Raw genomic sequence first — 13,801 nt, forward strand, 5'->3', positions numbered from 1 at the left:
TATCCTATTTGAACAATAATTCCACGTCTGTGTAGTTGCCGTACTCGCCTACGCGTTTTATGAATTCGACTTCTGTGAACCCGTACTCTCCTGCCATCTTGCCTGTAAATGTGCCGCGCGCCGCGTCCTCCGGAGTATGGTTCTCGCGGAGAAGTCGATTAAACGTATCCAGGTTGTCGCGCAGCCCGGTATTCCATTTGCCGCCCACTCGCTTGATGTTCGCCCCGAAGTGGTCAAACGCCGAATGAGCGAGAGCTCGGCCTATTCCTTGGTCTTTCATTCCAACTTGGACCACTATATCTAGAGTTCCGGTTTCGCTCAGAGTTGTGAGGAAGATGGTGCCGTCGGACAAAGACACATCAAACGCTTTGGAGGTCGCGACGAATTTGGTGGGGGTGATCGCCAGCACCTTGCCGAGCCGGGCAATCCGCACTGGAATGATCATCGACGCGGCGATCCACGCGCAGCCTTCCGCCTGATTCCACCCCTTGTCGTTCGCGCACTTGACGAAGTCGTCGATCAGCGCCTTGCCGATCGCCACGAGCGCGTCACCGACTGCTTCCCAGGACTTGAGCTGGGTGTGCTCGGTGTAGACGAAGTCGATGGGATTCGAGCCGATCTCCACGCGTGTACATTGTTCGCGCTGAGTGGCGCCTGGCGGGCACTGGTAGGTGAAGTAACGCATCGTGCCCGTGATGTGGTGCTCGATGGTGATGTCGCAGATATAGATCGGCGGACCGCCGCCGATGTTCAGACCGTTCGGCTTGCACTTTTCCAGACCGCGCGTCGTGGGGTTGTCGCGAAGATTCTCAGGCTGCCTGTCTACGCCGAACTGACTGATTGCCTTCTCGTCGGGTACGTCGCCGATGTTTTCGCGTTGCTCCCCGACCTGAGTGAATTTCGCAGCCGCCGTACGGGCTTCCTCGGCGGCCCGTGCCGCGGCCTCCGCGTCCTTGCCGGCTTCGATCGCATCGGTGCGTGCGTCGTCTGCGGACCGCTTTGCTTCCGCTGCCTTCGTGCGAGCGTAGGTGGCCTGAGACGACGCGTACGCAGCGGACGCGCTCGCACGTTGAGCGCTCTTGCCCGCGGCGGCTGCCGCGTCACGAGCTCGCTTTGCCGAGGCGGCTGCCTCGTCCGCGGATCGCTGGGCCGCATCGGCCGATTCCTTCGCCTGCTTCGCCGCTTCGGCGGCCGTGGCAGCGGAGGCTTGTGCCTTCTCGTTCCATTGATGTGCTTCGTCTGCCGCGTTCCGCGCGATCGCGGCTTGCTCGGCGGCCAGGTGAGCACTCTGGCGCGCGGCGGCGGCTGACTGATCGGCGCTGGCGAGATAGCTGGCTATCTGAGAGACATGGGTCGCGGTGTCGGAGTCACGGAGCTGCGCCTTCGGCAGCTCCGTCTGCAGGAATGACGTCACATACGAGTCCGGCCCGGACAGGGCCGCCTGTGCGGCTGCTCGAACTTCCGGCCCGCCGGTCGCCAGGGCGCGGTTGGCGGCCTTGCGATCCTCCTGCTTCGCCGCGATATACCGGCCGTGTTCCAAGAACCGCTGCAGAGCGTCGGCGTCCCCGTTCAACTCGGCCGTCAGCGCGTCGCTACCTGCCTGGTGAACCACGGTGCCTGCGCCCGCCGCCGCCATGACGCGATTGACTTCCTGGCGATCGTCATTGGGCTTGCCGGGGTAGAACTTCGTGCGAAGGAACTCCTTGACCACATCATGGCTACCCGCGGCAGCGGCGACCGCGGCGGCGCGCTGCGGTGGTTTGGTGGTGGAGCGAATGATGACGCTGACGCTCGCCCGGTCGTCTTGTTCGACAGCCAGGGCCAATCCCGTGGTGAGGAACTCCTTTACCCCCGCCTCGGTCTCGCTCAGGGCGTCTTCGGCCGCTACCTGCACCCATGGCCCACCGCGGGTGAGCAACCGAAGCGCGGCTTGGCGTGTCTTGAGAAGCGAGGTCTCCGGGGACGTGCCGCTTTGGCCCGCTGCTGTCAGCAGAGCCTGTGTATCCGGATCGATGATCTCTCGCTCGCCGGGCTTCCACGTCGGCTCGGCTTTTTCCGCGGCCTCTGCCAGCACTGCGTCCTGGGCATCGCGAATCCCTTGGGACTCCTGCTGAGCCAATCGCTCGGCATCGGCTTGCCGTGCGGTGTCGGCCACGGTGTGCGCCTTGGCCGCGGCGGCACTCGCCGCGTTCGCCGCCTTGTCGGCCTCCGCTGCCGCTGCCGCCGACCGTTCCGCGGCCTTCTCGGCTTCACCGGCCTGCTCTGCCGCGAGCAGGGCGGCTTCGGCTGCCTTGACGGCATGTCCTGCGGCGGAGTTGGCGGCGTCACGAGCCTCGAACGCCGCCGTTGCCGCTCGTTGCGCCAGCGACTGGGTGGCCGCAGCCGCTCGCCGTGCCTCCGCCGCCGCTTGGCGTGCGCGCCGCGCGGCGCGTTCCGCTTCGTCGGCGTTCGCGCCGGCCGCTCGTGCGGCCGTCGCGGCCTGTTCGGCGGCTTTTGCTGCCTTGTCGGCGAAGTCGCCGGCATTGCCTGCCGCGGTGGAGGCGTTGCCAGCCTCGAGAACGGCTTTGCCCGCCGCGTCCGCCGCTGCTGCGGCGGCAGTGGCGTTCACGGCCACTTCCTTGGCCGCCTCGGCGGCCACGCGAGCGTCATGTGCCTTGCCGCGTTCTCTCGCCGCACCGGCTGCGGCATCGTGTGCCCGTGTCGCCGCCTTCTCGGTCAGAGAAGCGGCGATCGCAGCTTGACCCGCGGCGTTCGCCGCCACCCGTGCAGCGTCGTTGGCACGCCCGGCCGCGTTGATCGCGGTCTGGGCCGAAGCGGCCGCGGCGCCGGCGGCTTCGGCCGCCCGTGTCGCAGCCTGACCGGCTCGTACCGCGTCACCTTGTGCGGCCGCGGCCTCGGTGGCCGCGAGCTCCGCCGCCTCACGTGACTTCTGTGCGGCACTGACCGCCTGCTCCGCCGCTTCTTTCGCGGCGTCGGTGCTCTCCACGGCGCGTCGCTGGGCGTCGGCGGCCAACTCGGCCAATCCGGCGACCGAGAGTGTCTCCTGGTCGCGCTGCACGGCCACCTGCCAGCCACTGCGCAGGAACTCGCGGATGTCGTCGGCGGTACCGCTCAATACTCTCTGGCAGGCTGTGTACACAGCCGAACCGACAGCCGACGCATACAAGATCTTGTTGACGCGGATTCGGTCGTCTTTGTCCTGAGCGACGTACTGACCGGTGCGCAGGAAGGCCACGACATCGTCGATGGTCCCTTTCAGAGCGGCGTCCCCGGCCTTGACCACCTGCGCACCGCCCCGCGCCATGATCTGGTTGAGGAGTCGGCGCTGGTCGTTTTCCCAAGGGGTGCGCCACCCGGTGGCAAGGAAGGTCCGCACGGCGGCGATCGAGTCGCTCAAGGCCGCGCTACCCGCGGCACGGACCGCGGGTCCCGACCTTGCGATCAGCTGATTCAGGGCGATTCGGTCATCGTGCTCGGTGGCGACCGGCCGTCGTTCGGTCAAGAAGCGATGAACATCCGCGTCGCTACCTAACAGTGCGAATTCCGCTTCCCGCGCGACGACCCGGCCGCCCGACTTGAACAATGCGAGTGCCTGCGCACGTTCACTATCGTTTGCGGCGGCATTGACAATCGGTTCGGCGGCCGCGGTCGTTACCGGTCCGACGCCCATAATGAATGTGATGAGGGCCATAAGGATGCTGAGACACGCTCTTACGCGCACAGGTGTTCCCCCTGGTGTTAAAGATGGTCCATTTGGTGTAATGGATAGCCCGTTCGGCCTAGGTTGACATATTGTTTTCAGGCCATTGAGGAATCTACCAATAGGTCTACACCTGCGCTAGCATCCATCTGGGCGGGAGGGTTGTCGGCAGTGGCTCTAAGAAAAAACTACGGTTCCTGAGCGATGTTCCCGTTTATTCGCCTGCCTGAAGCGATCTTCCTGCTGAATTCGTTCAGCTTGATGAATAGGGGTGGTAATGCGTTATCTTTATGTTGCGATACTTGTTTGCTCGGCCGCTGTCGTGAGTATTCTGGGTGGTGCGGCGACAGCTTCCGGTGGTGAGACCTCCGGGTCGGGGTCGCGAGTTCAAGCCGATGCCGGATCGCTCGTCGAGGACTTCGCCTATCCGGGTGCCGAAAAGATTTTGGCCGACCGTGGGATAACCCTGATAAAGGGTGACGGGCACATTCTGCTCGTCGACTGTTCGCCGGGTGGTGCCGGTCAAGTGGTTCTGTCCAGTTCGGCCTTTGCTGATCCGATTTGCTTCAAGGTGACCGGAGTCGTCGGCTACCTGAGCATGTCGATTCCCGAGGTCTACTCGATCAAGGGTGACGACCACGCGGCCATCGCAACGGTCAGCGTTGCCGGAAGCGCGCCACGGGACACTGAAATCAAGAAGAATCTCTGGACTCCGATCAACGCCGGTGACGGTGCGACCCTGCTCGAACTCAAGACCTCCGCGTGAACAATTCGAGAAGTGTGTTCTTCTGTCGAATTTCGGAGCGGTATCGAATAATGGGGAAGAAATGAAATATCTCAGATTCTCGGCTGTTTCTGTATCTGTGGCGGCCTTCAGTCTGTTCGTTCTCGCGCCAGTGAACGCCGTCACCGGTGGAACTCCCGCCGCGGACGGGAGCTACGCCTTCGCCGCCAAGATCAACGCAGAGGGTGCGGCCTGTAGTGGGGCTTTGGTGGCATCCGAATGGATCATCACGTCGGCGTCCTGTTTCGCCGGCAATCCGCAGGGCGGTGTTCCGGTCAAGCCGACCACGGTCACCGTGGGCCGGACCAATCTCGCTGGTACCGCCGGCCGGGTCGCCAAGGTGACGAACCTGGTGGTCCACCCCAGCCGGGCCGTGATGCTCGCGAGGCTCGATACGACGATCGCCGACATCACGCCGGTTTCCGTGGGCGCCGCCGCCGCGGGTGGAGAGAAGCTGCGACTGGCGGGTTATGGCCGCACGGCGACAGAGTGGGTGCCCGACAAGCTGCACTCGGCGTTGTTCGCCGTCGGTGCTCCGACCGCGGCAGAGTTCCCACTCACCGGTGACAACGGTGCGGACGCCTGCAAGGGAGACGCCGGGGGAGCGGTGTTCCGGGAGGTTTCCGGCCGCGCGGAGTTGGCCGGTGTCGTGAGCACTTCCTGGCAACACGGGTGTCTCGCCGTGTCCGAGACACAGCAGGGCACGACGGCTACGCGCACCGACGATCTCGCTGAGTGGATTCGGCAGCAGACGTTCGTCGCGACGGCCAAGGCGGTCGACCACGCGATCACGGTCAAATGGGCTTCGGTCGCGGGTCAGGGGCAGTTGACGTACCGGATCTACGCGGGGGAGGACTCCACGGTTCCGGTGGCTGAAGCTCGTCGCATCGGCTCGACGACGGGGACCAGCTTTACGCACAAGTCGCTGCCCGCCAAGAAGACCTGGTACTACCGGGTCGTCACGACGTTGGCCAATGGGACGGAGTTGGTGTCCAGCGTTGTTTCGGCGACCACGCCGATTCCCGCCGTGAGTGACTTCTCCGGTGACGGTAAGGACGACATCGCCGTCTTCACCCGAGGCGCCACGGCGGACGTCTACGCGGCCGTGTCCGACGGGGCCAAGTTCGTGGGAAATTCGGTCAAGTGGCACGAGCGGTTCGCGACGAACAACGAGGTGCCGCTCGCCGGTGACTTCGATGGTGACGGCAAAACGGACATTGTGACCTTCACTCGGGGAACGCTGGGTGATGTGTATGTGGCGCTGTCTGACGGAGGCAAGTTCGTCGGCGACTCCCAGCAGTGGCACGGCGATTTCGCGTTCGGCGAGGAGATTCCCGCGGTCGGTGACTTCGATGGTGACGGCAAGGATGACATCGCGGTCTTCACGCGTGGGACGACGGCTTCGGTCTATGTGGCGTTGTCGGACGGCAAGAAGTTCGTGGGCAGTGGTGCGAAGTGGCACGGCCGGTTCGCCGGCGGCGCAGAAGTTCCTGTGGTGGGTGACTTCGACGGTGACGGCAAGGATGACATCGCCTGCTTCACCCGTGGCACGACGGGCGACGTCTTCGTGGCGTTCTCGGACGGTGGCAAGTTCGTCGGTGACTCCTTGCAGTGGCACGGAGATTTCGCGTTCGGTGACGAGATCCCAGCATCGGGCGATTTCGACGGCGATGGCAAGGATGACATCGCGGTCTTCACCCGGGGGACGGCGGCCTCTGTCTATGTGGCGATTTCGAATGGCGTGAGGTTTATCGGGAATGCTGTGAAGTGGCACGGAAACTTCGCCTACGGGACCGAGTTGCCCGCGATCGGTGACTTCACCGGTGACGGCAAGGCCGACATTGTCACTTACACGCGCGGCACGAGAGGGGACGTGTATGTCGGGGTGTCCGATGGAGCGAAGTTCGTGGGTGCTTCCGTTCTGTGGCATGGCGATTTCGCCTTCGGTGAAGAGGTGACCGTGCCCAGGGCCTTCGCTCTCGGGTTCTGATTATCCGCCCGGCGCCGGGCGGGGCATCCATGGCCCCTGCCCGGCGCCGGTCTTTTTCGGATACACGATAGAGTGACGCAAGATCGTTTTACGGGTCTTGCCCAGTCACGGACAGTGTTGTCTCGTCGCAGAACTCTGGGTGATTGTCGTCTTTCACTTGCCTGGAGAATGAATTGAGCACGAGTACTGTGGAATCCGAGGCCGTATCGGGCAGACCCGGCGAAATCCGTGCTCGCGGCCGCGTCCGCGCGTGGAACTGGGTCGCCATCGGGGCCACTGTCCTGGGGTTTGTGCTCCTTGCCTGGCAGCGGCGCTGGATGAGTGATGATGGGCTGATCGTGCTGCGGACGGTCCGGCAGATCCTGGCGGGCAATGGTCCGGTCTTCAACGTCGGTGAGCGGGTCGAGGCGAACACCAGCACGCTGTGGACGGCGGTGCTCGTGCTGGTCGGCTGGATCCCAGGCGTCAGCCTCGAGTGGATCGCCGTGATCGTCGGACTGGTGTTCTCGGCGGGTGGTCTGTTCCTGGCACTCGATGGTGCGCGGCGGCTGGCTGGGCCGGCGGCGTCCACTTTCGTGTTTCCGGCGGGTGCGCTGGTCGTCTTGGCGTTGCCGCCATTTCGTGACTTCGCGACCTCCGGTCTGGAGACCGGGCTGATCAGCCTGTGGCTCGGCGGGACCTGGTGGCTGCTCGTGCGGCGCGCTATCGGGCGGCCGTTCGGTCCGGTGTGGTCGGCCGCGGTGGTCATCGGGCTGGGTCCGCTCGTGCGCCCGGACCTTGCTTTGTTCAGTCTGGTCGCCATGGCCGGTTTGCTGGTGCTCCCTTGGCGGGGTTGGCGCCACGCGCTGGTTCCGGTCGCCGCCGCGGCTGTGCTTCCGGTGTCGTATCAGGTGTTCCGGATGGGTTACTACGGTTTGATCACCCCGAACACGGCGCTGGTGAAGGAAGCCTCCGAGGCGCTGTGGGACAGCGGATGGACTTATTTCGGCGATTTCACCGATCCGTACCTTCTATGGATTCCGGTCGCCGCGTGTCTGCTCGCGGGGTTCGCGTTGATGTGGCGGAGGTCGCTGAACCACCGGGTGGTGGTGCTGGTGGCCGTGCCGCTGGTGGGTGCCGTCCTGTTGGCGGCGTATGTCGTCCGGGTCGGTGGGGATTTCATGCACGGGAGGATGTTGCTTCCGGCGACGTTCTGTTTGCTGCTTCCGGTGATGGCGGTGAGGGTCACCAAGCTGACGTTCGTCCCGGTCGTCGCTGTCGCGGTCTGGGCCGTGGTCGCCGGTGGCTGGCTGCGAACCCCGTATGCCGGGCTCGAGGAGCCGATCGATGAGCAAGAGGTCATCGCCGACGAGCGTGCCGCCTACGTCGAGGCCAGCGGAACCGAGTATCCGATCCTGGCGCGGGATTTCCGGTTGTTCGTGGAGATGACCGACGACGCGGGCAAGCAGCTGGCCGCGCGGCAGGTCCCGTCGATCCACGTGTCCGCGCCGTCGACGGGCTGGGTCGCGTATCCCTCGGCGAACGGCCGCGACGTGCTCACCTACTTCAACATCGGTGGCCCCGGCATGTTGCTTCCGCTCGACGTGTGGGTGCACGACCCGATCGGGCTCGCCAACCCGGTGGCGGCACACACCACCGTCATCGCGGGGCGGCGGATCGGGCACAGCAAGTTCGCCGGGGCCAACTGGGAGATCGCCGACCTCGCCACGGAGACGACGGAGACCGCGGCGGCGCGGGGCCAGTACAAGCAGGACAACCTCGACGCGATCCGGACCACACTAGGCTGCCCGCACAACAGGGAAATGCTCGACTCCGTCCGCGCGCCGCTGACCTTCGAACGATTCTGGGAGAACCTCATCCACTCAGTCGGCCGAAGCCGACTGCGCTACGACCGCAACCCCGAGAACGCACAAACCTGCGGCTGAAGGTCAGCCGGAGACAGACGCCGTCTCCGGCTCGCGGTCTTCGATCGCCGCCGTCTCTTCCTCGCGCCGCGGGAGGAACGAGAGCGCGGCGAAGGCGGCGGCGAGCAGGGTCGGGAAGATCGTCAGCTGCTGGTGCTTGACGTTCTCGATGCCTTCCGCGAGACCGGAGACCAGGAGCTGGCCCATCGCGAAGAGCAGGAACATGAGCACCACGATGCCGACGTCGCGGCGTCCGGTGCGGTTGCGGAAGGCCCGGAACCCCGCCCAGCCGATGAGCAGCCAGATCGGCAGCAGGGCGAACAGCCCCAGCGGGGCGATCCAGCCGGTGATCCCGGACAGGACCGGGATCCGGTACTCCTTCGCGAGCGGCGGCTGCCCGGCGTGCTCGCCGAAGCTGCCGAGGTTCGGCACCCGCGCGGTCAGCGTCTCCTGCGCGGAGCGGTGCAGCATCTCGACCACGCGCACCGGGTGATCGAGGTAGTACTGGGCGACGTTGCGGCGGCTGATCTTGTCGCGGTACTTGGCGTACTCGGGGGACTTCCAGGCCGCGTTCGCGCTCCACCAGCCCGTGCCGACGTACTGGGCGAACTCCGGCGGGAGCCCCAGCGCGGCGAGGTCGCCGGTGGTGTCGTGCTTCCCGTCGACGATCCCGTTGAACACGACGTGGTACATGTTCGCCTCGCGGTATTCCGCGTTGGCCGAGTCGCCCGCGCCCTGCACCAGCGCGGTACCCGTGCCGACGACGGCGAGCACGGCCAGCGGCAGTGCCCACCGGGCCAGGCCGCGGCTGCCCGCGGGCCGGACGAAAAGCAGCGCGAGCGCGAACAGCGGGATCAGCAGCAGCGTCTGCGACTTCGCGTTGATCCCGACCATCGCGCCGAGCACGGTGACCGCCGCGCCGGTGTAGCGCCACGGCCCGGTGCGGTGCATCAGCAGGAGCCCGCCGGCGAGCAGCAGCATCCCGACGAAGGCGGCGCCCTCGCTCAGCACGGAGGCGAAGTACCCGAAGAAGGCCGAGTCCGCGGCGACGAGCAGCAGCGCGGCCGTGGCGATGAAGCTGTCCCGGACCGAAAGGCGCAGGCCCGCGACGATCGCCGCGATCCCGCCCGCGACCAGCAGGCAGCCCAGCACGCCCAGGACCAGCAGGTTCAGGATCGCGGACGAGCCGAGCAGCTGCCCGATCTCGCTGGCGATCTTGTCGATCCAGCTCTGGCTGGAGATGTACTCGCTGTTGCAGGCCGGGGCGGGGCCGTAGGAAAAACGGACGAAGTGCTCCGACGGGCGGTCGAGCTCGCGGGCGCCGAGCTGGCAGAGGATGCGCCAGCCGTCGCCGTTGTCCGCCATCCCGATCGGGCGCGGAACCAGGAAACGGACGAGTAGCACCCCGAGCGCGGCGAAAAACACGCCCAGGGTCAGTCGGATTTCCCGGATCTTCACCCGGGTCACCTTAGAAGATTCCGAAGGGTGATCAGTTCGTGCCCTCTCTAAGCGCCGGAGAGGAACGGCGCGGGACACTGGCGGTTCACCTCATCGTCGACGAGTAGGGGAGCAGCGTGGAAGCCCTGGCCAGGTTCGGGTTCGAACTGGGTGTGCTCAAGCGGATCCGCCGGGCCGGATGGTGGCAGGCCGGGGTCCGCGACCCCGAATCGGTCGCCGAGCACACCACCCGGGTCGCCCAGCTGGCGGGCCTGCTGGCGGCCGAAGGCGGCGCCGACCCGGCGCGGGCGGCGTACCTCGCGCTGTGGCACGACACGCAGGAGACGCGGACCGGCGACCTCCCGCACACGATCAAGGGTTTCGTCGAGAAGCCGGACCCCCGGGCGATCACCGCCGCGCAGACGTCGGCCCTGCCCGGTGTCGCGCGCGACTCGGTGCGCGAGGCTGTCGACGAGTACGAAGCCGCGAAGAGCCCGGAGGCGCTGTACGCGCGCGACGCGGACAAGCTCGAGATGCTGCTTCAAGCCGTCGAGTATCGCGACGTCGGCGTGCGGAACGTCGACGAGTGGATCGCTTCGGCGACGAAGAGCCTTCAGACCGACCTCGCGCGGCGGGTGGCCGAGGCGGCGCTGACGTTGTCATCGCTCTCGTGGCGGGTGCGCTGAAAGGAATCGATACCCTGAGCCCGCGTGTATCGACCCCGGCACGCGTGCCTCGTGTGTCAGGCTTGACTCTGTGAAGGAACACCAGTGAACCGGCAGCCGTTGCGCCTCGCCATCATGGAAGCGACCCGCATTCTCACCGAGGCCGGTGTGGCGTCACCGCGCTCGGACGCGGAGCTGATCGCCTCGCATGTCCTCGGCGTCGAACGCGGCCGCCTGCCGATGGTGCCGCTGGTGGACCCGCCGGTCATCGACGCGATCGGCCAGCTGGTGAACCAGCGGGCCAAACGGATCCCGCTGCAGTACCTCACCGGCTGGGCCGCGCTCGGCGACATCACGGTCAACGTCGGCGCCGGGGTGTTCGTCCCGCGCCCGGAGACCGAACTGCTCCTGGAATGGGGCCTCAAGCTGCTGCACGGGCGTGAGTACCCGGTGGTGGTCGACCTGTGCACCGGCTCGGGCGCGCTGGCGCTGGCCGTGCAGCACGCGCGGCCGGACGCCGTCGTCTACGCCGTCGACATCGACGCGCAGGCGCTCGCCTGGGCCCGTCACAACGCCGACGTCCACGCCGACGCGGGGGACACGCCCATCCGGCTGTACTCCGGCGACGTCGCGGACAGCACGATGTTCGCCGAGCTCGACGGCCTCGTCGACCTGGTCCTGTGCAACCCGCCGTACGTCCCGGAAGGCACCCCGGTGCCCGCGGAGGTCGCCGAACACGACCCGGCGCGGGCGGTGTTCGCGGAGGAGAGCGGGCTGGCGGTGATCCGGCACGCGATCGCCGCAGCCGCGCGGCTGCTGCGGCCCACCGGCGGGATGGCGATCGAGCACGACGACACCCACGGTTCCGCCGTCCCGGCCCTGGTGCGGGCGCGGCGGGTGCTGACCGACGTCCGGGGTCACCTCGACCTCGCCGGCCGCCCCCGGTTCGTCACCGCCCTGCGCGTCTCCTGACGCCCTTCTCTCGCGTTCAGTCCTCTGGATGCGGTAATTGCCCTGCGCAAGTACCGCATCCAGAGGACTGAATGCGGGCGTCGGCGGATGGTTAGCGGGACTCACGACTTCCGGCGGTGCCCAGGGCAAAGCCCACCTCCTACCGTCGATCACGGCCGCCTCCTCGGCGGTCCGACTGGGAGGTGTACCCCGATGCGATCGTCTCTCCGACGAGCCCCACTCAGAACACTCGCCGTCCTCGCCACCGTCGCCCTGTTGCCCGGTCTGGTCGCCCAGCCCGCGTCCGCCGCGGCGCCCGCGAAGGGCTGGCCCGCCCCGATCGACGGGTCGACCTGGGAGAACCAGGACCACATGACGTGGGACGACTACCGCAAGCCGCCTGGCACCAACTGGGCCGATCCCGCGCTGAAGCCGACAAAGCGGACGTTCAAGGGCGCCGTGGTACTCGCGGACTACCCGGACCAGGAGTTCGCCGTCACGCAGCCGACGCATTCGACGGTGTTCGGCAACCCCGGCCCCGCCGCCAGCAACATCCCGCGGGCGAACGTCGCGAAGTTCTACCAGGACTTCCTCAACAAGCCCCAGGCGCTGAACCAGGGCCACACCATCAACGAGTACTGGATGGAGGACTCCGGCGGCAGGATGGGCGTCGACCTGACCGCGTTCGGGCCGTACCGCCTGCCGGGCAAGTCCTTCGAGTACGGCATGGAGTTCCAGCCCGACGCGTGTCCGCCGGGCGCGAACTGCAAGCGCGACCTGCGCGCCGACGCGGGCGCCGCCTGGCGGGCGGACGTGGGTGACGTCTCCAAGCAGTTCGACTTCATCTTCTATCTTTCCGCGGGCCAGGACGAGAGCGCGACCTGGCAGGAATTCGGCGTGATGAAATTCGGCGATCGCGAGAACGTGCCCGACGAATTCGGTCCCGGCGTCGCCGGAATGCCGAACGCCGCGTCCACCCGCTATGTCCCGTGGACGTCGTGGAAATCCGCGGCGAGCATCTGGCCGAACGCGGTCACCGGCTCCTCGACCCAGGCGGAAAGCTCCGGTCAGGCGGTTTACGCGCACGAACTGAGCCACATTCTCGGCATCGGAGACAACTACAACAACCCGTTCGGCACTCCGCCGTCCAGGACCTACACCGGCCCGTGGGAGATGATGTCGCGCGGCAGCTTCAACGGCCCCGGAGGACCGCACACCCGCTGGCAGATCCCGGCGACGCAGGGCGGCTCGATGGGGTCGCACCACATGCTGCGCACCAAGATGAAGCTCGACATCATCGACCCCGAAGACGTGCTCAAACTGGACCGGAAGCAGCTCGCCAAGACCGGCCCGGTCTCGACGCGGATCACGGCGCGTTCGGTCCTGCCGGGACAGGGCGCCTACAGCGGGATCAACATCGCGCTGACCGGCGGGGACCTTTCGCCGAAATGCGATCGTTCGAAGGATCCGTTCTGCGACGGCGGCGGCTACGACAATTACACCGTCGAGGTCGTCGACCGGATGGGCAGCGATTCCTTCGCCCCCGATTCCGGCGTCATCATCGCGAAGACGAAGAACCAGGACAACGCGCCGTTCGAATGGATCGTCGACGCGCATCCGGCCGACATCGGGATGACCGACTACAAGAAGCCGGACGGCACCCCGGTCCCGATCCCCATCGGCGACTACCGCCAGCTCAACGACGCCGCCTTCAAGGCGGGCACCGGCTCGGCGAGCAAGTACGAGTACACCGACGAGGCGAACCGGCTGAAGTTCCTGGTCTCGGACGTCGAGCGCGACCGCAAGGGCGTGCTGTCCTACGTCGTCACGGTGGCTTCGCTCGACGGCGCGGGCTCGCAGGCCAGGGGCGTCTCGCTGTGGCCGTCGATCCCGGCGTTCGCCAAGCAGGGACTCGCGAGCTGCTCGTTCCCCGTGCTCAACACGGGCAACGCGAAGGGTGCGGCGGCGCCGTACAACACCGACACCTACCGCCTGAGCGCGTCCACCACGGCGAAGGGCTGGGAGGTCCGGCTGCCGAACGAGCTGTCCACCGTCCCGTTCGGCGGGCGGTCGTCGGCGACGGCGCACGCCAAACGGGCCGCGGGCGGTGACCACGTCGCGCAGATCAAGCTGACCGCGACGTCGATCGCCGACCCGGCCAAGACGGCGACGTCGTTCTGCGCCGCTTTCGCCTTCTGACCCAGCTCGGCTCGTGAGTGGTGAGGACGGTTAGAACCGTCCTTACCACTCACGAGGCGTGTCCCGGGGCCGCGCGTAACGGCGGGCACCGGGCGGCCGACATCCGGTGGCGGCACCACGGAACCGCCCGCCCGACCGGAGGTAGGAGATTGCCCGAGATCCTCAAGGTCC

General features: G+C 66.7%; 8 protein-coding genes. 6 read left to right on the forward strand and 2 right to left on the reverse strand.

Translation table 11 applies throughout. The features are described from left to right. Positions 1 to 4: 4 nt before the first annotated feature. A complete protein-coding gene (locus tag ACLJPX_RS15905) occupies positions 5 to 3,691 on the reverse strand; it encodes an ALF repeat-containing protein (RefSeq protein WP_410600725.1) in 3,687 nt (1,228 codons plus the stop codon). 286 nt (positions 3,692 to 3,977) lie between these two features. Here ACLJPX_RS15905 and ACLJPX_RS15910 point away from each other — a divergent pair, with 286 nt between their 5' ends. From ACLJPX_RS15910 to ACLJPX_RS15920, 3 genes are all read left to right on the forward strand, one after another. Then, positions 3,978 to 4,466 (forward strand): hypothetical protein, encoded by a 489-nt coding sequence (locus tag ACLJPX_RS15910; RefSeq protein ID WP_410600726.1) that lies wholly within the window; start codon positions 3,978 to 3,980, stop codon positions 4,464 to 4,466. Continuing rightward, positions 4,426 to 6,474, forward strand: coding sequence for an FG-GAP-like repeat-containing protein (locus ACLJPX_RS15915; protein WP_410600727.1), 2,049 nt, complete (start codon positions 4,426 to 4,428; stop codon positions 6,472 to 6,474). The genes ACLJPX_RS15910 and ACLJPX_RS15915 overlap by 41 nt, the downstream gene beginning before the upstream one ends. Positions 6,475 to 6,647: 173 nt before the next feature. Further along, positions 6,648 to 8,399, forward strand: a complete 1,752-nt coding sequence (locus ACLJPX_RS15920) for an arabinofuranosyltransferase (RefSeq protein ID WP_410600728.1) — start codon at positions 6,648 to 6,650, stop codon at positions 8,397 to 8,399. A gap of 3 nt (positions 8,400 to 8,402) precedes the next feature. Here ACLJPX_RS15920 and ACLJPX_RS15925 read toward each other — a convergent pair whose 3' ends face one another. Further along, positions 8,403 to 9,836, reverse strand: coding sequence for a hypothetical protein (locus tag ACLJPX_RS15925; RefSeq protein ID WP_410600729.1), 1,434 nt, complete (start codon positions 9,834 to 9,836; stop codon positions 8,403 to 8,405). 116 nt (positions 9,837 to 9,952) lie between these two features. On the opposite strand from ACLJPX_RS15925, the gene ACLJPX_RS15930 reads away from it, so the two are divergent. From ACLJPX_RS15930 to ACLJPX_RS15940, 3 genes are all read left to right on the forward strand, one after another. Next, positions 9,953 to 10,501, forward strand: coding sequence for an HD domain-containing protein (locus tag ACLJPX_RS15930; protein ID WP_410600730.1), 549 nt, complete (start codon positions 9,953 to 9,955; stop codon positions 10,499 to 10,501). An 84-nt stretch (positions 10,502 to 10,585) separates the two neighbouring features. After that, the gene (gene prmC / locus ACLJPX_RS15935) at positions 10,586 to 11,452 is read left to right on the forward strand and encodes a peptide chain release factor N(5)-glutamine methyltransferase (RefSeq protein ID WP_101610254.1); all 867 of its coding nucleotides are present in this window, start codon (positions 10,586 to 10,588) and stop codon (positions 11,450 to 11,452) included. Between the two features lie 192 nt (positions 11,453 to 11,644). After that, positions 11,645 to 13,630 carry a M6 family metalloprotease domain-containing protein gene (locus tag ACLJPX_RS15940; protein ID WP_410600731.1) on the forward strand — a complete coding sequence of 662 codons (1,986 nt, stop codon included), beginning with the start codon at positions 11,645 to 11,647 and terminating at the stop codon, positions 13,628 to 13,630. The last annotated feature ends 171 nt before the right edge of the window (positions 13,631 to 13,801 follow it).

The organism is Amycolatopsis sp. lyj-90, from assembly GCF_046549035.1.
Taxonomy (GTDB): Bacteria; Actinomycetota; Actinomycetes; order Mycobacteriales; family Pseudonocardiaceae; genus Amycolatopsis.